This window comes from Mycobacterium sp. SMC-2 (assembly GCF_025263485.1).
Classification (GTDB): Bacteria; Actinomycetota; Actinomycetes; order Mycobacteriales; family Mycobacteriaceae; genus Mycobacterium.
This window is the reverse complement of record NZ_CP079863.1, coordinates 319,944-342,536: the sequence shown is the minus strand read 5'-3', so window position 1 is coordinate 342,536 and position 22,593 is coordinate 319,944. Positions and strand designations below refer to the sequence as shown.

The following is a 22,593-nucleotide window of genomic DNA, read 5'->3' as shown; positions in this document are numbered from 1 at the left end:
GAACATTTGCGGACGGTCGCGGCACGAGGGTCAGTCCTCGCCGAGGATGCCGTAGATCTCGCGCCGCGCGCTGTTGAGGATTTCCACGATGCGCTGCTGCTGCTCGGCCGTCGCGGTGTGCGCGGACTGCGCGACCGCGCCGAACAGCTGGCCGATGGCGGCCCGCAGGTTCATCTGACCCGGGTCGGCGCCTTCGGCGATCTCGTCCCACGGCGGGGTCTCGACCTTCCCGGCCGCCGCGCGGCCCTGCTCGGTCAGCTCGAACAGCTTTTTGCTGCCCTCGCTTTCGCTGGCGGTGATCAGGCCCTCGTCGGTCAACAGCTGCAGCGTCGGATAGACCGAGCCGGGGCTGGGTTTCCAGATCCCGTTGCTGCGTTCGGCGATCTGCTGGATCATCTCGTAGCCGTGCATGGGCCGTTCGGTCAGCAGCGCCAGGATGGCCGCCCGGACGTCACCGCGTCTGCCCCGGCCGGGGCCGCGGCGCCATCCGCCGCGCCGGCCGCCCGGCCCGAAGCCGAATCCAGGTCCGAAACCCGGCCCGAACCCGGGGCCGAAACCGGGGCCGAATCCCTGGCCGCCCGCGTGGTCGCGGAGGTTCTCGAAGAATTCCCGACGTGCCTGGCGCCGGGCGCCGTGCAGGCCGAAACCGAATCCCGGATGACCGACGAACGGTCCCCCGGGGGGAGTGAATGGGTTGCTCATTGGTGTAGTCCTCATGCTCTCGGGCTTGGCGCACCGTCGGTGCGCTTCGAGGTATCACGATATATCGGAAACGATCGCGATGCAACGGGTGCGGTGCGGCGGCCGTTGTGACCCGGTGACGTCCGGTTTTGGGGCACTGGCGCATTCACGAGGCCGCGCGCCCGCCGCGGTTTGCGCTCGACAGGCGGCGGGTAGGCACTCTGGGATGAACGCTGATAACCCCAACCTGGCGGTGGGCGGCGGAACCTCCACCGCGACCGGCCTCGCGCAGGGTGGCAGCGCTCCCCGGCGCAACGCACGGCCGTGGGTCAACTGGGCCTTGGCGCTGGCCACTGTGCCCGCCGCCGCCATCGTGATGCTCTTCGCGCTTGGCGCGGTGATGAGCACCGACGGCTGCGCCGACAGCAATTGCCCCAACCTGGGCCACGGCGGCATCAACTTCGGGGTCGCGTTCTATGGCGCGCCCGCGGTTGCGGCCGTCGTGATCGTCATTTCGCTTTTCACCGCGAAGCGCCGCGGCGGCATCGCCGTTCCGCTGTGCGGATGGGCGCTGTTGATCGCCGACGTCGCGCTCATGGCGGCGAGCGTTTCCGGTTAGTGCGTCGGTCAGCCGGGCGGTGAGAAACCACCCGGACTGGGCGGGGCCTGCCGGGGTGGTCCTTGATCCGGCCATGGGACGGCCTGCTGCTGCGGCGCGGGCGGCCACGACGGCCACGGCGCGACGCCCGGCGGCGGCATCGCGGGACGGAGCCGGGCCAGTTCGCGGCGGTGCCGTTCGGCGAGCACGGCGGCGAGCACCAATTCCGGCGGGGCGCCGGGCGGGGGCGGCGGGGCGATGCGCGACACCACGTCACCGGCGATGCGGTATGCCATCTGCTGGCGTAGCTGGCGATCGAGTTGCGTTGCCCGCGAAAGGAATTGGCGCGCGACCTCGGCCTGGCCGGCGGGCAGGCCGGAAAGTTGCAGCGACGACGCCCACCAGGCCAGCGACGGCGGCATCACCGGCGGCGGGCCCAGGCGGGGTGCGCGTTCGTTCACGACGACGGTGCCGGCGAAGATGTCGCCGATCCGCTTGGCCTTCGGCGACAGCATGCTGCAGATGACCGCGGGACTGCCGAACAACATCCAGATCTCCACCACCGACGCCAGAGCCCGAAACAGGGCCTGCCGGAAGCGTTCCGGGCCGCCGTCGTCGGACACCACCCGCAGGCCCATCGCGATCTTGCCCACCGAGCGCCCCCGCGTTGCCGTTTCGAGTATCACCGGATAGCCCAGGAACACCACCACCGTGAAGATGAGCAGCACGGCTGTGCTCAGCGCGGTGTCGAACTGGGTCAGGCTGGCGGCCCACAACATCAGCCCGAGCACGTAGCAGACGACGATCACCGCGATATCGATCAGTGCGCTCACAGCCCGCACCGGCAACTGGGCGATCTGCACATCGAGCACGACGGCGTCGCCGGTCACCACCTCCGACATAACACCGAACGGTACAGGGCGATTAGGCTGCGCAGGGTGGACGTCGACGCATTCGTGCTGGCCCATCGGGGTACCTGGGACCGCCTCGAGCGGCTGGTCGCGAGGCGTCGCTCGCTGACCGGCGCCGAGGTCGACGAGCTCGTCGAGCTGTACCAGCGGGTGTCCACCCACCTGTCGATGCTGCGCTCGGCCTCGTCGGATTCGCTGTTGATCGGGCGGCTCTCCAGCCTGGTCGCGCGCGCCCGTTCCGTGGTTACCGGGGCCCACGCGCCGTTGAGCCGTACCTTCGCCCGGTTCTGGACGGTGTCCTTCCCGGTGGTGGCGTACCGGTCATGGCGGTGGTGGCTGGGCACGGCGGTGGCGTTTTACGCCGTGGCCGTGGTCATCGCGTTCTGGGTGGCCGGCAACCCGGAGGTGCAGTCGGCCGCCGGAACGCCAAGCGAGATCGAGCAATTGGTGAACCACGACGTCGCCGCCTACTACAGCGAACATCCCGCCGCGGCGTTCGCCGTGCAGATCTGGGTGAACAACTCCTGGGTGTCCGCGCAGTGCATCGCCATGTCCGTCCTCCTGGGACTGCCCATTCCGATCGTGCTGTTCCAAAACGCGGCCAACCTGGGACTGATCTCCGGGCTGATGTTCCAGGCCGGCAAGGGCGCCGTCCTGCTCGGGCTGCTGATTCCGCACGGACTGCTGGAGCTCACGGCGGTGTTCCTGGCGGGGGCGGCGGGGATGCGGCTGGGGTGGTCGGTGATCTCGCCCGGCGACCGGCCCCGCGGTCAAGCCCTCGCCGAACAGGGCCGCGCCGTCGTGTCGGTCGCGATCGGACTGGCGGGCGTGTTGTTGGTGTCGGGGCTGATCGAAGCGTTGGTGACGCCGTCGCCGCTGCCGACGTTCGTTCGGCTGGGCATCGGGATCGTCGCCGAGGCCGCGTTCCTGACCTACATCGTGTATTTCGGTCGCCGCGCGGTGAGGGCCGGCGAGACCGGCGACATCGAGGACGCGCCCGACGTGATCCCTACCGGCTAGTTGCGCCGCGAAGGTGCAAGTACCGACACGTTTCCCGGGTGAGGCCGTCGGTAGTTGCACTTTCGCGGCCCGCTAAAGCCGGCCGGTGGCTTTCATCGCCAGGTAGCGGTCGGCCAAGGCGGGGGCCAGCTCGGTGGGCGGGGCGTCGACGACCTCCACCCCGCTACGGCGCAGCCGCGTGGCGATCGCGCGGCGGTCGTTGCGGGACCGTTCGGCGGCCGCCGCGTCGTAGACGGCGGCCGGATCCGAGCGCCCGGCGGCCATTTGGTCGACCCGAGGGTCGGCGACCGCGGCGAGCATCAGGTGGTGTTTCGCCGACAACTGAGGCAGCACCGGCAACAGGCCCTCGTCGAGAGCGGTCGCGTTGAGATCGGTCAGCAGCACCACGAGTGCCCGCCGGCGGGCCCGCCGCGCGATGGCGGAAACCATTGCGGTCCAATCCGGTTCGAGCAGCGCCGGTTGCAGCGGGGCCATCGCCTCGACGAGATGGGCGAGCAGTTCGGTGCGCGACGCGCCGAACACGCCGGCCCGGGTGACCCGGTCGTGGGCGAGGAAGTCGACATGGTCGCCGGCCCGCGACGCGAGCGCCGCCAACAGCAGCGCGGCGTCCATCGACCAGTCCAGCCGGGGCCAGCCGGCGGGGTCGGCGGCGGTCGGGTCGACGCCCACCCGGCCCGCCGAGGTGCGCCCCGTGTCCAGCACGATCAGCACGCGCCGGTCGCGTTCGGGGCGCCAGGTGCGGACGACGACGTCGGCGCGCCGCGCGGTCGCGCGCCAGTCGATCGATCGCACGTCGTCACCGACGACGTACTCGCGCAGCGAGTCGAATTCCGTTCCCTGTCCGCGGATCAGCGTCGGCAGCAGCCCGTCGATCTCGCGCAGCTTGGCCAGTCGCGCCGGCAGGTGCTTGCGGGACAGGAAGGGCGGCAGCACCCGCAGCAGGCCGGGGACCGCCTGTGACCCTTGGCGTCCCGCCAGCCCCAGCGGTCCGATCGAACGGGCGGTGACCAGCGCCGCGCGCTGCTCGCCGCGGCGGACCGGCCGCAGCTGCGACTGGACGTGCTGATGCTGCCGGGCGGGGATGTTGACGGGATGGACGCGGGGCCGCGCGTTTGCACTGGGCGGCCAGGCGTCGCGAACCTGGCCGCGGAACCGGCGCCGACCGTCGTTGTGAATCAGCAGCCCGATGTCCACCTGCTGCGCCAGGCGGGCGGAGCGATCCGGCGAACGGATGTAGCGCATTTTGCGGGTGCTGGCCGCCAGCGCGATGTCCACGATCACCAGGATCGTCAGCGTAACCAGCAGAAAAACGAAAGTCCTTGCCGGCCAAGGGGACAGCGCGATGGGCAGGACGCACACGAGCGCGACCAGCCCGGTGCGTCCGGTCAGGATCACTAGCGGGGCACCGGAACGGACGCCAAGACGCCGTCCAGCACGCCGTCGGGGGTGGCGCCTTCCAGCTCGGCCTCGGGGCGCAGCATCACCCGGTGCCGCAGGGTCGGGCGGGCCATGGCCTTCACGTCGTCAGGGGTGACGTAGTTGCGGCCGGACAGCCACGCCCAGGAACGGGCCGTGGCGAGCAGCGCCGTCGCCCCGCGCGGCGAGACGCCAAGCTGCAGTGCCGGCGAGGAGCGGGTGGCGCCGACGATGTCGACGATGTAGCCCAGTACCTCGTCGGCGACCAGCACGTGCCCCACGGCGTCGCGCCCGGCCGCCAGTTCGGCGGGCCCGGCCACCGGTTTGATCGCCGACAGGTCGCGGGGATCGAAGCCGTGGGCGTGCCGGCCGAGGATGGTGATCTCCGAATCGCGGGGCGGCAGCATCACATTGAGCTTGAGCAGGAAGCGGTCCAGCTGCGCTTCGGGCAGTTGATAGGTGCCCTCGTATTCGACGGGGTTCTGGGTCGCGGCGACGATGAACGGGTCGGGCAGCGGCTGGGCCACGCCCTCCACACTGACCTGGCGCTCTTCCATCGCCTCGAGCAGGGCGGCCTGGGTCTTCGGCGGGGTCCGGTTGATCTCGTCGGCCAGCAGCAGGTTGGTGAACACCGGGCCGGGCCGGAAGGCGAACGCGGCGGTGCGCGCGTCGTACACCAGCGAACCGGTGACGTCGCCGGGCATCAGGTCGGGGGTGAATTGCACCCGTTTGAACTCCAGTCGCAGCGCGGCCGCCAGCGCCCGCACCAGCAGCGTCTTCGCCACTCCCGGAACACCTTCCAGCAGCACATGACCGCGGCATAGCAGCGCGATCACCAGGCCGCTGACCACCCCCTCCTGCCCGACGACGGCCTTCGCGAGCTCGCTGCGCAACGCCAGCAGCGCGCCTCGTGCCGACTCAGCGGTGGGGGTGGTCTCTGCGGGAGAGGAGGACTGTGTCACGTCCGTGTGACCTGCCTTTCGATGTCGTCGAGCGCACGGGCAAGTTGTAGCAGGTCGTGGTCGGTCGCCGGGGGCGGGCCGTACAGCTGGTAGGAGACGAAGGCCGGGTCGGCCCCGCTGCGTCCGGCCACCGCGGCGGCCACCGCGGGGGCCGAGGCCCCGATGCTCAGGCCGAGCCGGGGCAGCAGCCGCTGCAGTGTGGCGGTGCGCAGTGCCGCGGCGGCGCGGTCGCGCGCCCGGCGGGAACGGTAAAGCCGGCCGCGGCCCTCGACCGTCTCGGACGCGCGCACCACGACGGGCAACTCCTCGGCCACCAGCGGGCCGGGGCGCCGGCCGCGCCACAGAGCGACGAGCAGCACCACCAGGCACAGCTGCCAGACGATCCACGTCACGTTCTGCGGGATGAGGTCAAAAATCGAGCCGGGCGGCGCCGGTTCACCCTCGACGCGGTGCGGCGCGTACCAGACCAGCCGGGGCCGGGCGCCGGCGAGGTTCATCGCCAGGGCGGCGTTGCCCTCCTGCAACAGGGCGCCGTTGGTCAGGAAGTCGGTGCTGCCGACCGCGGTGATGGTCCGCCCGCCGTCCCGGAAGCGGATCAGCGCGCCACCGTAGCAGCGAGTCATCTCCCGGCCGTCGGTGGCGCGGTAGCTGTCGCTGGGCCCGAATCGAACCGGCCCGGCCCGGGTCGCCTCGCGCAGAGTGCACTCCGGATCGGTGTCTTCGAACGTCCCGGCCGGCGAGACACGCAGGCCGGGCATCAGCGCCTCGCGGGTGCGTGCCGTCGGTTCCACCAACAGCAGATCACCGGGCGCATTCGCCAGCCGGTCCAACAGCGGGCCGGTCAAGTACTGGCTCTGCGCCACCAGGATCAGCGCGTCGGGACGTGCCGCCCGTTCGACGTCGCCGATGCCGTCGGCGACCACGACGTCTACGCCGCCGCCGCGCAGCAGCGCCACCAGCGCATGGGCACCGTCGGGACCCGTCGACGCCGGATCCATGCGGGCGCCGGGCCGCGGCGCGGTCAGATAGGCGTCGACGCCGGCGATGACGGCGAGCACCACCACGGTGAGGATCACCCAGCGCCACGACCGCCAGCGCTGCACCGCCGTCGGGCCGGCGGCTTCGGGACGCCCGATGGTCGCCATCACCGCACCTGCGCCCACGAGTCGGACGCGGCGCGATGTCCGGGCGCTGCGGGGACGGCCGCCGAGCGTGACCGCAGGTGATCGTCGAGGTCGGCGATCATCCGGTATGCGCTCTGCGTTCCGGGTTGCTCACCGTAGGTGACATCGTTGAAAGCCGTTGCCGCACGGGACAACTCGTCAGCGAGATGGGGCAAGGCGGCGCCGGCATGAAAGGCCAGCTCGTTGGCGGTACGGCCGGGCGCCGGGTCCAGCACGCCCGTCTCCTCGAGCTGGCGGGCGACCGCGCGCAGTCGGTGACGAATCGCTGCGGCCCAGTCACCTTGCGCCGCATAGTTTTCGGCGGTCGCCCGATGCTGGGCCGCGGTGAGCTGTGCGGCTTCGAACAGCTGGTAGTCGCCGCCCCGGTTGGTGCGCATGGTGCGCCGCGCGATGTGGATGGCGGCCGCCAGCGCGATCGCCAGCATGATGAAAAGCACCGTCGCCGTGAGCCACCCACCGGGAAACGAGGCGGTCTTCTGCAGCAACCGGTAGATCATCTCGTTGATCCACTCGGCTACCTGTTCACCCGCCGAGCCCTTGGAGTAGATCGGTTTGTTCAGCTCGTCCTGCGCGGCCTGGTGCGCGGCATCGCGGTCGATGTCGATGGAGGGCACTGTCTTACTCGTCCTCAGACCGGCCGCGTCAGCCAGAGATTGTCGGTGGACGCCGTCCCGTATGGCCCGCCTGCGGCGCCGGTCTGCAGCACTAGATCGAAAGCCTCGGCGCGCATTCGGCGGTCGGTATAGAGCAGCGTGATGACTCCGGCGTTGAACGGGGCGGTGATGATCTCGCCGATCGCGGCGCCTACCGACGTGACCGCGGTGCTGACCAAGAAGGCCCCGGTGGACGGGGTGACGAGGAAGATCTGGCTGACGATGTTGAACGGCACCGCGACCGCGCCCGCGACAACCGATGTCACCAGAACCGTCAGCAGCCGGATGCCGAGCACCCGCCAAAAGCCGTTGCGGACCAGCGCAAACGATCGGGTGATGGCAGCCAGGACGGGCAGGCGCTCCAGCACGATCAGCACGGGCGCGAACGACAGGACCGTGTACAGGTAGACCAGCAACGCGATCACAGCCAGCGCCAGAGGCAGACCCAAGACCACCGCCGCCGCCGGGCTGCCGATGGCCGCCAGCACCGCGATGATCACCGCGACCAGGCCGGCGATAACCGCTACCGCGCCGCCTTCCAGCAGCGCCAGCCCGAGCAGGGGCAGCAGCCGGCCACGGATCTTGACCCAGGTTTCACCGATGGTGATCGGCGAGCCGAACACCGCACGCCCGACGATGACGGTGAGCATTCCCGACAGCAGCACGCCGCCGAGCCAGGCCACCAAGGCGCCGGCGCCCACCGACGTCAACCACGCGCCGATAACTCCCGTGGTCAGCTCGTCGGCCTGGCCGGTCGTAAACCTGCTGTAGGACGCCAGCGGTCCGAAAAAGGCGACCTTGGTGACGATCTGGATGGCCACCACCACGATGGCGGTCAGCCCGAGCGTCGCCTTGGGATTGGCCCGGACGTAGCCGACCGCGCCGTTGAAGATGTCGCCAAGGGTCAGCGGTCGCAGCGGGATGATGCCGGGCTTGATCGCTCCCGGAATCAGTTGCGGCGGGCCGTTTTGCCACCCCGGCGGCGGTCCGTATCCCGCAGGGGGACCGTATCCCGCAGGAGGACCGTAGCCGGGTGGGGGGCCGTAGCCGGGTGGCGGGCCGTAGCCGGGTGGGGGGCCGTAGCCGGGTGGCGGGCCGTAGCCGGGTGGCGGGCCAACCGGATAGCCGGGCGGCGGCGCGGTCACCGTGTTCCGCGGTGTTTGCGGGCGGGCCCGTCAGTCGTCATGGGCTCCATCCTGTCGGTGGTCCGGGCATTTCTCAATCATGGCCAGACTGTCGGCGCGTAGCGTCTCTGGCATGGCCGAACTCAAGTCCCGGCTGCGGGCCGACCTGACCGATGCGATGAAGAGCAAGGACAAGCTGCGCACGGCGACCCTGCGCCTACTGCTCGCTGCGATTCAAACCGAGGAGGTCTCCGGCAAACAGGCCAGGGAACTCTCCGACGACGAAGTGATCAAGGTGCTGGCGCGGGAGTCCCGCAAGCGTGCCGAGTCGGCGGAGATCTACACCCAGAACGGCCGCGGCGAGCTCGCCGCCAACGAACACGCCGAGGCGCGGATCATCGACGAGTATTTGCCGACGCCGCTCACCGAGGCCGAAGTGGCCGATGTCGCCGACACCGCCATCGCCCAGGTCGCCGAGGAGATCGGCGAGCGCCCGAGCATGAAGCAGATGGGCATGGTGATGAAGGCGGCCACCGCGATCGCGGCCGGCAAGGCCGACGGGGCCCGGTTGTCGGCGGCCGTCAAGGAGCGGCTGTAGCGAGCACGACCCGGGTGCCGTCCGGGGCCCGCCTGGTGACGCGCCGGGCGTCGAGCTGCTCCAGCAGCGGGACGGCGACCCGCCGGCTGGTGCCCAGCGCGCGGCGCGCGTCGCTGACGGTGAACGGCTGCGGCAACGCGGCGAGGACGGTGGCCGCCCGGTCCAGCGCGCCGGATCCCAGCACGACGCCGTCGGCGATCCGCGTCAGCCGCCCGGCGCGCACCGCCGCGGCCAGCTCCCGGGGCCCGAGCTTGAGCTCGGCCAGCTCATCGGCCTCCGGCGCCCGAAAAGGCTCGGCGGCCAGCCACTCCTCGATGGTGCGCACCGCCTTGTCGACGCGGGCCGGCAGGCCCGCGCCCGGCGAGCGGACCAGCCCGTCGACCACCTGAAGGCCCGTGCCCGCGAGCAGCGCCGGCAGTAGTTCGGCGGCGGGCAGCCCGACCCGCTGCCGCAGCGTTTCCAGCGGCATCCCCGCCGCGACATCGTGGTCGTCCGCCCAGCTCCGCACCGCCGCGGTCGCGCACTCCCGCCGCCCGGCCCACCAGTCGGGGCCCACCACCCAGTCGCCCACCCGCTGCCCGGCAAGCGGCAGGCCCATCGCTCGCAGTTCGGCCGCCCGGGCGCAATCGGGCGGCCGGACCCGGCCGGTCGCCAGCTCCGCGGCACGATCCCGCGCCGCGCCCCTGCGGCGCAGCGCCGGCGGGGCGACGTCGAGCACTTCGATCCCCGCGGCGATACGGTGTTCCCCGGGATCGCGCAGCAGCCCGACGTCTCCGACACGCAGCGGCAGCTGCCGCGCCAGCCGCAGCCGGGCCGCCGCCTCCCCCAGCTGACGCACCCGCACCGGCACGGCCGCGGACCCGACGTGCAGGACCAGCTGGCGGTGCAGCGCGTCCGCCGACCGCAGGGCGACATCGATCTCGGCGGTGTCGAGCCACGCGCCCGGCGTCCGGACGGCGTCACCGCGACCGATGTGCCGGCGGTCCACGCCGCGCAGGTTCAGCGCGACGCGCGCCACCGCACCGACCGCCGCCTGGTCGCGGCCCAGCGATTGCAGCCCGCGAACCGTGACGCGCCGGCCGGCGTGGTCCAGCTCGTCGCCCACCCGGATCGTCCCGCCCGCCAGCGTGCCGGTCACCACCGTGCCCGCCCCCCGGACGGTGAAGCTGCGGTCGACCCAGAGCCGCACGTCGGCGTCCGGATCCGGGACCGGCAGCCGGTCGGTCAGCGCCACCAGTTCCGCGCGTACCCGCTCCAGGTCGGCGCCGATCGCGACGGGGGCGTCGGCCAGCGACGTCACGGCGAACCGTTGGCGCGCCTGCTCGATGGCCGGACCCGGATCGGCGAGGTCGGCCTTGCTGATGACCAGCAGCCCGTGGCGGACCCCGAGGGCGTCCAGCGCCGCGAGGTGCTCGTCGGACTGCGGCATCCAGCCCTCGGTGGCGGCGACGACGAACATCACCGCCGGAACCGCGCCCACCCCCGCAAGCATGTTGGCCACGAACCGTTCGTGGCCGGGCACGTCCACGAACGCCAGCTGGCGGCCGGCGAGCTCGGTCCACGCGAAGCCCAGGTCGATGGTCAGCCCCCGGCGCCGCTCCTCGGCGAGCCGGTCCGGCCACATGCCGGTGAGCCGGTGCAGCAGCGTCGACTTGCCGTGGTCGACGTGCCCGGCGGTGGCTATGACGAACATGCCCGCACCGCCGCGGCCAGCAGCGCGTCGTCCTGCGGGGCCACCGTGCGCAGGTCGAGCAGGCAGCGGCCCGCCTCGAGGCGGCCGACGACCGGTGGGCTGGCGGCGCGCAGCGCGGCGGCGTAGGGCTCGGGCAGGCTCACGGCGGCGCTGGGCAGTTCGACGCCCGGGGCTCCGCCGCCGCCGACGGCCGCGACGCAATCCACCGCCTCGGCGCCCGGCAGCGCGGCGGCCAGCGACTCGGCGCGGGCCCGCAGCTCCGCCACGTCGGCGGCCAACGCCTCGGCCACCGGTGGGGGCGGGCCCGTCAGGGTCGCCTCCAGCGCGGCGAGGGTGAGTTTGTCGACGCGCAGCGCGCGCGCCGCCGGGTGGCGGCGCAGCCGTTCGATCAGCCCGGCCTCGCCCAGCAGCAGACCGGCCTGGGGGCCGCCGAGCAGTTTGTCGCCGCTCGCGGTGACCAGGTCCGCGCCGTCGCGCAGGGTCGACGTCGCGTCGGGCTCGTCGGGCAGCAGAGGGTGTGGGGACAGCAACCCGGAGCCGATGTCGACCACCAAGGGGACCCCCAGCTTGGCCAATTCCTGGGCCAATTCCGCCACGCCGACCGCCGAGGTGAACCCGGTGACGTGGAAGTTGGACGGATGGACCTTCAGGACGAAACCGGTCTGCGGCCCGATCGCCTCGGCGTAGTCGCGCAGGCTGGTGCGGTTGGTGGTGCCGACCTCGCGCAGCCGCGACCCGGTGGACGCCAGCAGCTCGGGAATGCGGAATCCGTCGCCGATCTCGACCAGCTCGCCGCGGCTGAGCACGATCTCCTTGCCCCCAGCCAGCGTGAGGGCCGCCAGCAGCAGCGCGGCGGCGTTGTTGTTGACCACGTGCACGCCCCCGGCCGTCGGCACCGCCCGTGACAGCGCGGCGAGCGCGGCCTGGCCGCGGCGGCCGCGGCGGCCCGTCGCCAGGTCCAACTCGACATCCGTGGTCCCGGCCGCGGCGACCACCGCGTCGACGGCGGCCCGCGACAGCGGCGCCCGGCCCAGATTGGTGTGCACCACCACGCCGGTGGCGTTGATGACGGGCCGCAGGCTCGACGCCGTGCCGGGAAGCGCGGCGACCGCGCATTCGGCGACGCGCTCGGGCTCGATCTCCCCGGCGCGCGCCCGCTGCTGCGCCTCGGCGATCACCGACTTCACCAGCGCGCGGCCCAGCACCCGCTCGGCCTGGGCGAGGCGCGGATCGGCGAGCAGTGTGTCGGTGCGCGGCACCCGCCGGCGCGGGTCGCTCACGTCAGGCCCGACGAAGTATGGCGGAGGCGGACGGGAATCGAACCCGCCAGCGGCAGCGTCTGCCGTTCGACGGTTTTGAAGACCGCGCCGGTCACCAGACCGGACACGCCTCCTCGGACCATGCCAACGATTATGTATCCGTGACCTATCGACTGACCCAGTACGCCCACGGCGGCGGCTGCGCATGCAAGATCCCGCCCGGCGAGCTGGAGGACGTCGTCCGCGGGTTGGGGGTGGGGGCCCCGCGCGACCCGGCCGGCGAGCTGCTGGTCGGGCTGGAGCACGGCGACGACGCGGCGGCGGTGCGCATCGAGGGCGGCACGGCGCTGATCGCGACGACGGACTTCTTCACCCCGGTGGTGGACGACGCCTACGACTGGGGACGCATCGCGGCCACCAACGCCCTGTCCGACGTCTACGCGATGGGCGGGCGTCCGGTGGTGGCGGTGAACCTGCTGGGCTGGCCGCGTGACGTGCTGCCCTTCGAGTTGGCGGCCGAGACGCTGCGCGGCGGACTGGACGTCTGCGGCCTGGCCGGCTGCCACCTCGCCGGCGGGCACAGCGTCGACGACCCGGAGCCCAAGTACGGGTTGGCCGTCACCGGGATCGCGGATCCGAATCGGTTGTTGCGCAACGACTCCGGCAAGCCCGGCGCGCCGCTGTCGTTGACCAAGCCGCTCGGCGTCGGCGTGCTCAACAGCAGGCACAAGGCCACCGGCGAGCGCTTCGAGCACGCGATCGAGGCGATGACCACGTTGAACGCCGCCGCGGCCGCCGCGGCGCTGGCGGCAGGCGTCGAATGCGCAACGGACATAACCGGTTTCGGGCTGCTCGGGCACCTGCACAAGCTGGCGCGGGCCAGCGGCGTGACGGCGATCGTCGACGCGGCGGCGGTGCCCTACCTGGAGGGCGCGCGGGAGGCGCTGGCGGCCGGCTACGTCAGCGGGGGCACGCGGCGCAACCTCGACTGGGTCGCTCCCCACGTCGACCTGTCCGCGGTCGGCGAGGACGAGGCCCTGTTGCTGGCCGACGCGCAGACCTCCGGCGGGCTGCTGATCGCCGGCGAGATCCCGGGCGCGCCCGTGATCGGGGAGCTGGTGCCGCGCGGTGAGCACACGATCGTGGTGCGCTGAATCCGGCGGGGTTTCGGCAGCCCGCACTAGGGTAAAGGCCATGGCTATGCGCAAGCTTTTCCTGGAATGGCCCGTCGTGCGTCAGTTGCGTTCGGGAGACAAGCTCGGCCGCGGGTCGGCCGTCACCTCGAGGCAGACCCGCGCCGTCATGCCGCGCACGACGACGGCCGACCGGGTGGTGCAAAGCATCTGTCCGTATTGCGCGGTCGGTTGCGGGCAGCGGGTGTACGTCAAGGACGAGCGCGTCGTCCAGATCGAGGGGGACCCGGACTCGCCGATCTCGCGAGGCCGCTTGTGCCCCAAGGGCGCTGCCAGCGAACAGCTGGTGAACTCCCCGGGCCGGCAGCTGCAGGTGCTCTACCGTCCGCCGCGGGCCACTGAATGGCAGCCGCTGGCGCTGGACACCGCGATCGACATGATCGCCGACCGCTTCGTCGAATCCCGCCGCCACACCTGGCAGGACATCGACAAGAAGGGCAACCTGTTGCGTCGCACCATGGGTATCGCCGCACTCGGCGGGGCCACCCTGGACAACGAAGAGAACTATCTCATCAAGAAGCTCTTCACCGCGGCGGGCGCCATCCAGATCGAGAACCAAGCCCGTATTTGACACTCCGCCACGGTTCCCGGTCTGGGAGCCTCCTTCGGGCGCGGCGGCGCCACCCAGACACTGCAGGACATGGCCAACGCCGATTGCATCGTGATCCAGGGCTCCAACATGGCCGAGTGTCATCCGGTGGGGTATCAGTGGGTCGAGGAGGCCCGGGCCCGCGGCGCGCGGGTGATCCACGTCGACCCCCGATTCACCCGCACGTCCGCGGTGTCGGACCGGCACATCCCGATCCGGGCCGGTTCGGACGTGGTGCTGCTCGGCGCCCTCATCAACCACGTGCTGGCCAACGATCTGTGGTTCAAGGAGTACGTCGTCGCCTACACCAACGCCGCCACGCTGATCAACGAAAAGTTCAGGGACACCGAAGATCTGAACGGCTTGTTCTCCGGCTTCGACCCCGAGTCCGGCCACTACGACATGTCCACGTGGGCGTACGCCGACCCGGACGGGTCAAGCCCCGGCGGCGCGGAGCACGGCGCCGAGGCCTCGGCGCGCGCGGCGGGCGACGAACACGGCAGCGGGGGACCGCCGCTCGCGCACGCCAGGGTGAAGCGGGACGAGACCCTGCAGCACCCGCGCACGGTATTCCAGATCCTCAAGCGGCACTACGCCCGCTACACCCCGGAGATGGTCGCCGACGTCTGCGGCATCGGCCGGGAGGATTTCGACTACCTCGCCCGCTCCATCGTGGAGAACTCGGGGCGCGAGCGCACCACCTGCTTCGCGTACGCCGTCGGATGGACGCAGCACACCCTGGGGGCCCAATTCATCCGCACCGCAACGATTCTGCAGCTGCTGATGGGAAACGTCGGCCGCCCGGGCAGCGGCATCATGGCGCTGCGCGGCCACGCCAGCATCCAGGGCTCCACCGACATCCCGACGCTGTTCAACCTGCTGCCCGGCTACCTGCCGATGCCCAAGGCCGGCATGCACGACAGCCTGGCCGACTATCTCGACGCGGTCGGATCGAAGCAACAGAAAGGCTTCTGGGCCAACGCGGACGCCTACACGATCAGCCTGCTCAAGGCGTGGTGGGGCGACGCGGCCACCGAGGACAACGACTGGGCCTACGACTACCTGCCGCGGCTGTCCGGTCCGCACGGCACCTATCAGACCGTGATGGGGATGTTGGCCGACGAGGTCGAGGGCTACTTCCTGCTGGGCCAGAACCCCGCGGTCGGCTCGGCGCACGGCCGCATGCAGCGGCTCGGCATGTCCCACCTCAAGTGGCTGGTGGTCCGCGACCTCAACCTCATCGAGTCGGCCACCTGGTGGAAGGACGGTCCCGAGATCGCCTCGGGCGAACTGAAAACCGAGGACATCGAGACCGAGGTGTTCTTCCTGCCCGCGGCCTCGCACGTGGAGAAGGCCGGCTCGTTCACCCAGACGCAGCGGCTGCTGCAGTGGCGGCACAAGGCCGTCGCGCCGCCGGGCGACTGCCAGAGCGAACTGGCCTTCTTCTACGAGCTGGGCAGGCGCATCCGCCAGCGGCTGGCCGGCTCCGCCGACGAGCGCGACCGGCCCCTGCTGGATCTGACGTGGGACTACCCCGCCGACGAGCACGGCGACCCGGACGGCGAGGCGGTGCTGGCCGAAATCAACGGCTATCACGTCGCCGGGCGCGACCCGTTGTCCTCGTACACCGAGTTGCGCGCCGACGGGGCGACCGCCGCGGGCTGCTGGATCTACACCGGCGTCTACGCCAACGCCGCCAACCAGGCCGCGCGCCGCGTCCCGCAGGGCGGACCGTCGCGCAGCCAGCACGAGTGGGGCTGGGCGTGGCCGGCCGACCGCAGGATCCTCTACAACCGCGCCTCGGCCGACCCGGACGGCAAGCCGTGGAGCGAACGCAAGCGGTACGTGTGGTGGGACCCAGACCAGCGGCGGTGGGTGGGTTACGACGTGCCCGACTTCGTGGCGGACCGGGCGCCGGGCAGCCGGCCCGATCCCGACGTCGGCGGGCCCGACGCGCTGGCCGGCGACGACCCGTTCATCATGCAGGCCGACGGCAAGGGCTGGCTGTTCGCCCCCAAGGGGATGGTCGACGGGCCGCTGCCGACGCACTACGAGCCGCAGGAGTCCCCGGTCGCCAACGCGTTGTATCCGCAACAGCGGAACCCGGCGCGAATCACGTTCCCGCGCAAGGACAATCTGAGCGCGCCCAGCGCCGGGGAGCCCGGCGCCGACGTGTATCCCTACGTGTTCACCACCTACCGGCTGACCGAGCATCACACCGCCGGCGGGATGAGTCGCTGGCTGCCCTACCTCTCGGAGCTGCAGCCGGAGATGTTCTGCGAGGTATCGGAGGAGCTGGCCGCCGAACGTGGCCTCGAGCCCTACGGGTGGGCCACCATCATCTCGCCCCGCGCGGCGATCGAGGCCCGGGTGCTGGTCACCAAACGTGTTGCCCCGCTGGTGATCAACGGCCACACCGTGCACCAGGTCGGGCTGCCGTACCACTGGGGCGTCGGCAGCGACGCGGTGGTCAGCGGGGACGCGGCCAACGACCTGCTCGGCGTGACGCTGGACCCCAACGTGCAGATCCAGGAATCGAAGGCCGGCTCGTGCGACATCCGGCCGGGGCGGCGGCCGCAGGGCGAGGACCTGCTGCGCCTGATCGGCGAGTACCAGTCCCGCTCGGGTGCCACCACCGAGACCGGCAACGCGCGGATCAGCGACGGGGTGTGGAAAGGGGGAGCCGATGGGTCAGCTGAGCGGACCGACCGACCCGACGAGTGACGCCGGCTGGGCCGAGCACAAGCCGCGCAAGGGGTTTTTCACCGACACCTCGATCTGCATCGGGTGCAAGGCCTGCGAGGTCGCGTGCAAGGAGTGGAACCGCAACCCGCGCGACGGCGACCTCGAACTGCTGGGTTCGTCCTACGACAACACCGGCGCGCTGGGCGCCAGCACCTGGCGGCACGTGGCGTTCATCGAGCAGGGCCGCGACCGGATCGAGGAGGCGCGCGAATCCGGGCGCGCCCTCACCGATTTGGGGATGCCCGCGGTCCCCGGCGCCGCGGACGTCACGCCGCCGGACACCCCGGAGTTCCGCTGGCTGATGTCGTCGGACGTGTGCAAGCACTGCACGCACGCCGGCTGCCTGGACGTCTGCCCGACGGGCGCCTTGTTCCGCACCGAGTTCGGCACGGTCGTCGTGCAGGCCGACGTCTGCAACGGCTGCGGCACCTGCGTGGCCGGGTGCCCGTTCGGCGTGGTGGAGCGGCGCAGCGACGGCACCTTCACCACGCCGGCGCAGCGACCGGGTCGCCCGGCCGAGACGCCCGCCTCGGGGGTGGCCCAGAAGTGCACCCTGTGCTACGACCGGCTCGTCGAAGACCAGATCCCGGCCTGCGCCCAGACCTGCCCGACGACGTCGATCAAGTTCGGCGACCACGACGACCTGGTGGCCAAGGCCCGGGAGCGGGTCGCCCAGCTGCACGCCCTGGGTCTGACGGAGGCCCGACTCTACGGCGCCAACGAGCACGACGGCGTGGGCGGCACCGGGTCGATCTTCCTGCTGCTCGACGAGCCGGAGGTGTACGGCCTGCCGCCCGACCCGCGCGTGTGCACCGCCGACCTGCCGCAGATGTTCAAACGCGCGGGCGCGGCCGCGGCGGGGATGTTCGCCGCCGCGGCGCTGGCCTTTTGGAGGAGCCGGTGACCACTTCCGAATTCGACAGCCTTCGTCCGCCGGAACCCGAGGGCGGCAGGCGCCGAAGGGGTAAGCGCGGGGGCCGCCGCGGCGGGGGCGACGGGTCGCGCGAGATGCCGATGGTTCCGGAGGCCGAGTTCAGCTCGTACTACGGGCGCCCGGTGGTCAAGCCGCCGCCGTGGGAGTCGGAGGTGGCCGCGTACCTGTTTCTCGGCGGCGTCGCCGGCGGGTCCGGACTGCTGGCGGCCGGCGCCCAGCTCACCGGCCGCGCGAAGCTGCGCCGCAACGCCCGCCTGACCGGGTTGGCGGCCGTGTTGCTGAGCCTCGTCGCGCTGGTGAAGGACTTGGGACGGCCCGAGCGCTTCCTGCACATGTTGCGGACGTTCAAGCTCACCTCGCCGATGAACCTCGGCTCGTGGATCCTCAGCTCCTTCAGCGCGGGGATCGGGGTGGCGGCCGCGTCTGAGGTCGACCGCTTGACGGGGGAGCGTCTGCCGCTCGGGCCGCTGCGGCCGGTGTTGCGCGCCGTGGAGGGGCCGGCCGGCCTGGAGGCGGCGCTTCTCGCCCCGCCGCTTGCCGTCTACACCGCCGTGCTGCTCTCCGATACCGCGACCCCGACGTGGAACGCGGCCCACGAGGATCTGCCGTTCGTGTTCGTCAGCTCGGCGAGCCTGGCCGCCTCGGGGTTGGCCATGGTCACCACGCCGGTGCACGAGGCCGGCCCGGCCCGGACACTGGCGGTCCTCGGCGTTCTCGGGGACCTGGCCGCCACGAAACTGATGGAACGACGGATGGATCCGGTCGCCGCCGAGCCGCTGCGTCACGGCAACCCGGGAAGGATGCTGCGGTGGAGCCAACGGCTCGTGATCGCCGGCGGGCTGGGAACGCTGCTCGGGGGCCGCAGCCGCGGCATCGCGGCGGTGGCCGGCCTGGCCCTGGCGACGGCGTCGGCGCTGACCCGGTTCGGCGTGTTCGAGGCGGGGCTGGAATCGGCCCGTCACCCCCGCTACACGATCGAACCGCAGAAACGCCGGCTCGCGGCCCGTCGCGCGGCCGGCGTCACGGGGGACTCGATCACCACCGCCGGCTGATCGGCGTCCCGAGCTAACGCCACGGCGCTTTTCGGTCCGATTTCTCGCACTGGCGTTACGCTCGCGGGCGCCCGGGTATCCATACGACTATGACGCATTTCGGCTACACTCTGATGACCGAGCAGAGTGGACCCAAAGACCTTGTCCGGCAAGCCGTTTCAGCCGAAGAGCGTGGTTTTGACTTCGAGGTGTGCAGCGACCACTTCTCGCCCTGGCTGACGTCGCAGGGGCACGCGCCCAACGCGTGGACCGTGCTGGGCGCGGTGGCACACGCCACTGAGCGGGTGGATCTCTACACCTACGTGACGTGCCCGACGATGCGGTATCACCCGGCCGTCGTCGCTCAGCAGGCCGCCACGGTGCAGATTCTGTCGGACGGCCGGTTCACCCTCGGTCTGGGCACCGGCGAGAACCTCAACGAGCACATCGTCGGCCAGGGCTGGCCGACCGTCGAGCGCCGGCAGGACATGCTCCGCGAGGCCATCAAGATCATCCGCGAGTTGTTCGGCGGTCAGCTGGTGAACTTCCGCGGCGACTACTTCCAGGTGGACTCCGCGCGCCTGTGGGACGTGCCCGAGGTCCCAGTCGGCATCGCGGTGGCGATGGGCGGCACCAAGGCCATCGAGAGATTCGGCCGGCTGGCCGACCATTTCGTCGCCGTGGAGCCGGACGGCGAACTCGTCGACGCCTGGCACGCCGCGCGTCAGGCCGCCAACCTGGCGGGCGGCGGCCGCGTGGTCGGCCAGATCCCGGTGTGCTGGGACCCCGACCGCGACACCGCCATCGAGCGCGCCCACGACCAGTTCCGTTGGTTCGCCGGGGGCTGGAAGGTCAACGCCGACCTGCCGACGCCGGCCGGTTTCGCCGGCGCGACCCAGTTCGTCCGCCCCGGAGACGTCGCCGATTCCATTCCTTGCGGCCCGGACCTCGACGCGATCGTCGAGGCCGTCCGGCCTTATTGGGAGGCGGGGTTCACCGACGTGGCGTTGGTTCAGGTCGGCGGCGAATCGCAGGATCTTTTTTTGAAGGAAGCCGCCGAACCTTTGCTTGCCGCGCTGCGTAACGCGGCAAACTGATCCAGGTTTGGGCGGTAGCTGCCCGGGTATCCGGCTTCAGTCGCGCGCCCCCGGCCGTACGGGTCGGTGCGGCGCGCGAACACCGGCTAGCAGCGCCGACCACTTGTTGACCTGCAAAGCGGCTCTCTTGCAGCAACTTTGCCCCGACGTGCGTTCGCCGAAAGGCAAGGAGAGTTGACGATGGGCGATCGATCCGCCAGCACCACCTCCGCATTGGTCAAGGTGCTCAGCGGCGCCAGTTTCGGGCTGGGTCTGAGCGAGTTGCTGGTCCCCGACAAAGTTGCTGCCGTGGCCGGTGTCGACGACACCGACCGGTCGCGACGGGTCATCCGCGCGCTGGGCGCGCGGGAATGCGGCCACGGCGCGGCGCTGTTGGTCGGTCCCGACAAGCTGGTGTGGACCCGGGTGGCCGGTGACGTCCTGGACATCGCGCTGCTGGTGGCCGGGGTGGCCGCCCGCGGTCCGGGACGGCGTCGCCGGGGCACCGTCTCGGCCATGCTGCTCACCGGCATCGGGGGACTCGACCTCTATGCGGCCTTGCGCACGGTTGACGGCGGCGGCCGGCACGTCAGCGGGGCCAGACATCGCACCCTGCGCGCCGCGGTCACCGTGCAGCGCCCCACCGAGGAGGTGTACCGCTTCTGGCGCGACCTGGAAAACCTGCCCAGCTTCATGCAACACCTGAAGTCCGTCACCCCCGGTTCCGACGGACAGTCGCACTGGGTGGCCAACGCCCCGGCCGGACAGTCGGCGCAGTGGGACGCCCAGATCACCGAGGACGACACCAACCGGCGGATCGCGTGGCAGTCGCTGCCCGGCTCGGCGATCGAGAACGGCGGCAGCGTCGAGTTCACGCCCACCGCCACCGGTGACGGCACCGAAGTCCGCGTCAGGATCGGCTACCACATCCCGGGTGGCGTGTTCGGCAAGGCGGCGGCGAGCCTGTTCGGTGAGTCCCCCGAGCAACAAGTCAACGACGACCTCCGCCGTTTCAAGCAGATTCTGGAAACCGGCCAGGTGCTCCGTTCGGACGGATCTCCCGGGGGGACGGCGGCGGTCCGGCAGATGCATCAGCAGCCCGCTCAACCGAACAAAGGAGCTAGCGTATGAGGGCCACCGTCTGGGCGGGTCGCAACAGCGTTCAGGTGGAGTCGGTTCCGGATCCCAAGATCCTCAACGATCGCGACGCAATCGTCCGCATCACCTCGACGGCGATCTGCGGTTCGGACCTTCACCTGTACGACGGTTACATTCCCACCATGAAGCACGGCGACGTGCTCGGCCACGAATTCATGGGCGAGGTGGTCGAAGTCGGCAGGGCGGTCAACAACCTGGCCGTGGGTGACCGCGTGGTGGTGCCCTTCCCGATCGCGTGCGGGGCGTGTTCCGCCTGTCAGCGTGACCTGTATTCGCTGTGCGAGAACTCCAACCCGAACGCCGGCATCGCCGAGAAATTCATGGGTCACTCCCCCGCGGGGCTGTTCGGCTATTCCCACATGCTGGGCGGGTTCGCCGGCGGCCAGGCCGAATACGCGCGGGTGCCGTTCGCCGATGTGGGCCCGCTCAAGATCGAGGACGACCTGACCGACGAGCAGGTCCTGTTCCTGTCGGACATCTTGCCGACCGGCTACATGGGCGCGGAGATGTGCGACATCACCCCGGGCGACGTGGTCGCGGTGTGGGGCGCCGGCCCGGTCGGCCTGTTCGCGATCATGAGCGCGTACCTGCTCGGCGCATCGAAAGTGATTGCTGTCGATCGGGTTCCGTATCGACTGGAGCTGGCGGAGAAGATCGGCGCCACGCCGATCAACTTCGCCGAGACGTCGGTGCTCGAGGAGCTGCGGGATCTCACCGCCGGTCGGGGACCCGACCACTGCATCGACGCGGCCGGCATGGAAGCGCGCAGCGGGTCGGCCCCGGTGGACGCCTACGACCGCGTCAAGCAGGCGGCCCGGCTGGAAACCGAACGCCCGCATGCCATTCGGGAGGCGGCCATGAGCTGCCGCAACGGCGGCACCATTTCGATCGTCGGGGTGTACGGCGGCCTGATGGACAAGTTTCCCATCGGGGCGGTCATGAACCGATCGCTGACCATCAAGACCGGTCAATGTCACGTGCACCGCTACATGCGCCCGCTGCTCGACCGGATCCGCGACGGTGACATCGACCCGACGATCGTCGTCAGCCACCACCTGACCCTCGACCAAGCGCCCCACGGCTACGAGATCTTCAAAAACAAAGAGGACCGCTGCACCAAAGTCATCCTGAATCCGACGTAATGAAGAGATTGGTGAAGGGCAATAGTCATGGGAAATGAATTGCAGGGCAAGAAAGTCGCGATTCTCGCGGCCGACGGCGTGGAGAAGGTGGAACTCGAACAACCGCGCGCAATCCTCGAAGAGGCGGGCGCCAAAGTCGAGCTCCTTTCCCTGAAGACCGGAGAAATCCAGGCCCGCAACCACGATCTCGAGCCGGCCGGAACCTTCAAAGTCGACCGCGCGGTGTCGGAGGCGTCGCCATCCGAATTCGACGGCCTGGTCCTTCCCGGCGGCACGGTGAACCCGGACAAGTTGCGGATGGACAGCTCCGCGGTTTCCTTCGTGCGTGACTTCGTCGCTTCCGGAAAGCCGGTCGCGGCGATCTGTCATGGTCCGTGGACGCTGGTGGAAGCCGGTGTGGCCGAGGGCCGGACGCTGACGTCGTATCCGTCCATTCGCACCGATTTGCGCAACGCGGGCGCGAACGTGGTCGACGAGGAGGTCGTCGTCGACGGCAATTTGATCACCAGTCGCTCACCGAGGGACCTGCCGGCATTCTGCTCTACCATTCTCCGGCAATTCGCGCACGCGGGTTAGCCCGGCGAATGCGCACGCTGTTTGAACCCGCCGGTTTGCGGGCATTAAAC

20 protein-coding genes and 1 tRNA gene are annotated in these 22,593 nt (G+C 70.9%); 11 read left to right on the top strand and 10 right to left on the bottom strand.

The features are described 5' to 3' along the window. Positions 1-30: 30 nt before the first annotated feature. Positions 31-702, bottom strand: a complete 672-nt coding sequence (locus KXD96_RS01765) for a PadR family transcriptional regulator (RefSeq protein ID WP_260742580.1) — start codon at positions 700-702, stop codon at positions 31-33. A gap of 205 nt (positions 703-907) precedes the next feature. Here KXD96_RS01765 and KXD96_RS01760 point away from each other — a divergent pair, with 205 nt between their 5' ends. Further along, positions 908-1,300: a hypothetical protein gene (locus KXD96_RS01760; protein WP_260742579.1), complete on the top strand. Its 393-nt coding sequence runs from the start codon at positions 908-910 to the stop codon at positions 1,298-1,300. An 8-nt stretch (positions 1,301-1,308) separates the two neighbouring features. Here the strand turns inward: KXD96_RS01760 and KXD96_RS01755 are convergent, their stop codons facing one another. Continuing rightward, positions 1,309-2,181, bottom strand: coding sequence for an RDD family protein (locus KXD96_RS01755; protein ID WP_260742578.1), 873 nt, complete (start codon positions 2,179-2,181; stop codon positions 1,309-1,311). A gap of 36 nt (positions 2,182-2,217) precedes the next feature. On the opposite strand from KXD96_RS01755, the gene KXD96_RS01750 reads away from it, so the two are divergent. Next, positions 2,218-3,210, top strand: a complete 993-nt coding sequence (locus KXD96_RS01750) for a stage II sporulation protein M (protein ID WP_260742577.1) — start codon at positions 2,218-2,220, stop codon at positions 3,208-3,210. Between the two features lie 72 nt (positions 3,211-3,282). Here KXD96_RS01750 and KXD96_RS01745 read toward each other — a convergent pair whose 3' ends face one another. From KXD96_RS01745 to KXD96_RS01725, 5 genes are read right to left on the bottom strand one after another with little or no spacing between them, the layout of a single operon-like run. Beyond that, the gene (locus tag KXD96_RS01745; protein ID WP_260742576.1) at positions 3,283-4,605 is read right to left on the bottom strand and encodes a DUF58 domain-containing protein; all 1,323 of its coding nucleotides are present in this window, start codon (positions 4,603-4,605) and stop codon (positions 3,283-3,285) included. Further along, positions 4,605-5,588 carry a MoxR family ATPase gene (locus tag KXD96_RS01740; RefSeq protein ID WP_260742575.1) on the bottom strand — a complete coding sequence of 328 codons (984 nt, stop codon included), beginning with the start codon at positions 5,586-5,588 and terminating at the stop codon, positions 4,605-4,607. Before KXD96_RS01740 ends, KXD96_RS01745 begins: the two co-directional genes overlap by 1 nt. Next, positions 5,585-6,733, bottom strand: coding sequence for a DUF4350 domain-containing protein (locus KXD96_RS01735; protein ID WP_260742574.1), 1,149 nt, complete (start codon positions 6,731-6,733; stop codon positions 5,585-5,587). Before KXD96_RS01735 ends, KXD96_RS01740 begins: the two co-directional genes overlap by 4 nt. Continuing rightward, positions 6,733-7,386 (bottom strand): DUF4129 domain-containing protein, encoded by a 654-nt coding sequence (locus KXD96_RS01730; protein WP_260742573.1) that lies wholly within the window; start codon positions 7,384-7,386, stop codon positions 6,733-6,735. Before KXD96_RS01730 ends, KXD96_RS01735 begins: the two co-directional genes overlap by 1 nt. Positions 7,387-7,400: 14 nt before the next feature. Beyond that, entirely contained in the window at positions 7,401-8,570 is a 1,170-nt protein-coding gene (locus KXD96_RS01725; RefSeq protein ID WP_260742572.1) for a hypothetical protein, read from the bottom strand. Positions 8,571-8,682: 112 nt separating this feature from the next. Between KXD96_RS01725 and KXD96_RS01720 the strand changes: the two genes are divergently transcribed. Then, a complete protein-coding gene (locus KXD96_RS01720; RefSeq protein WP_260742571.1) occupies positions 8,683-9,147 on the top strand; it encodes a GatB/YqeY domain-containing protein in 465 nt (154 codons plus the stop codon). On the opposite strand, the gene KXD96_RS01715 is transcribed toward KXD96_RS01720, so the two are convergent. The 3 genes from KXD96_RS01715 to KXD96_RS01705 form a co-directional block, all read right to left on the bottom strand. After that, a complete protein-coding gene (locus tag KXD96_RS01715) occupies positions 9,131-10,840 on the bottom strand; it encodes a selenocysteine-specific translation elongation factor (RefSeq protein ID WP_260742570.1) in 1,710 nt (569 codons plus the stop codon). The two genes, KXD96_RS01720 and KXD96_RS01715, sit on opposite strands and share 17 nt — an antisense overlap. Continuing rightward, positions 10,828-12,120, bottom strand: a complete 1,293-nt coding sequence (gene selA, locus KXD96_RS01710; RefSeq protein ID WP_260742569.1) for an L-seryl-tRNA(Sec) selenium transferase — start codon at positions 12,118-12,120, stop codon at positions 10,828-10,830. The genes KXD96_RS01715 and selA overlap by 13 nt, the downstream gene beginning before the upstream one ends. Positions 12,121-12,138: 18 nt before the next feature. After that, positions 12,139-12,233: transfer RNA gene (locus tag KXD96_RS01705), tRNA-Sec, on the bottom strand. A 27-nt stretch (positions 12,234-12,260) separates the two neighbouring features. Here KXD96_RS01705 and selD point away from each other — a divergent pair. The 8 genes from selD to KXD96_RS01665 all read left to right on the top strand — a co-directional run bounded on the left by selD (position 12,261) and on the right by KXD96_RS01665 (position 22,543). Continuing rightward, entirely contained in the window at positions 12,261-13,253 is a 993-nt protein-coding gene (selD, locus tag KXD96_RS01700) for a selenide, water dikinase SelD (protein ID WP_260742568.1), read from the top strand. A gap of 40 nt (positions 13,254-13,293) precedes the next feature. Continuing rightward, complete coding sequence (fdh, locus tag KXD96_RS01695; protein WP_313901611.1) at positions 13,294-16,605, top strand: formate dehydrogenase; 3,312 nt, start codon at positions 13,294-13,296, stop codon at positions 16,603-16,605. After that, complete coding sequence (locus KXD96_RS01690) at positions 16,568-17,530, top strand: 4Fe-4S dicluster domain-containing protein (RefSeq protein WP_260742567.1); 963 nt, start codon at positions 16,568-16,570, stop codon at positions 17,528-17,530. Before fdh ends, KXD96_RS01690 begins: the two co-directional genes overlap by 38 nt. Then, the gene (gene nrfD / locus KXD96_RS01685) at positions 17,527-18,612 is read left to right on the top strand and encodes an NrfD/PsrC family molybdoenzyme membrane anchor subunit (protein WP_260742566.1); all 1,086 of its coding nucleotides are present in this window, start codon (positions 17,527-17,529) and stop codon (positions 18,610-18,612) included. The genes KXD96_RS01690 and nrfD overlap by 4 nt, the downstream gene beginning before the upstream one ends. Positions 18,613-18,701: 89 nt before the next feature. After that, positions 18,702-19,688 carry an LLM class F420-dependent oxidoreductase gene (locus KXD96_RS01680; RefSeq protein WP_260742565.1) on the top strand — a complete coding sequence of 329 codons (987 nt, stop codon included), beginning with the start codon at positions 18,702-18,704 and terminating at the stop codon, positions 19,686-19,688. Positions 19,689-19,868: 180 nt separating this feature from the next. Next, a complete protein-coding gene (locus KXD96_RS01675) occupies positions 19,869-20,798 on the top strand; it encodes an SRPBCC family protein (protein ID WP_260742564.1) in 930 nt (309 codons plus the stop codon). Further along, a complete protein-coding gene (locus KXD96_RS01670; RefSeq protein WP_260742563.1) occupies positions 20,795-21,967 on the top strand; it encodes a zinc-dependent alcohol dehydrogenase in 1,173 nt (390 codons plus the stop codon). The genes KXD96_RS01675 and KXD96_RS01670 overlap by 4 nt, the downstream gene beginning before the upstream one ends. Before the next feature lie 27 nt (positions 21,968-21,994). Further along, positions 21,995-22,543, top strand: a complete 549-nt coding sequence (locus KXD96_RS01665; RefSeq protein WP_260742562.1) for a type 1 glutamine amidotransferase domain-containing protein — start codon at positions 21,995-21,997, stop codon at positions 22,541-22,543. Positions 22,544-22,593 lie beyond the last annotated feature (50 nt).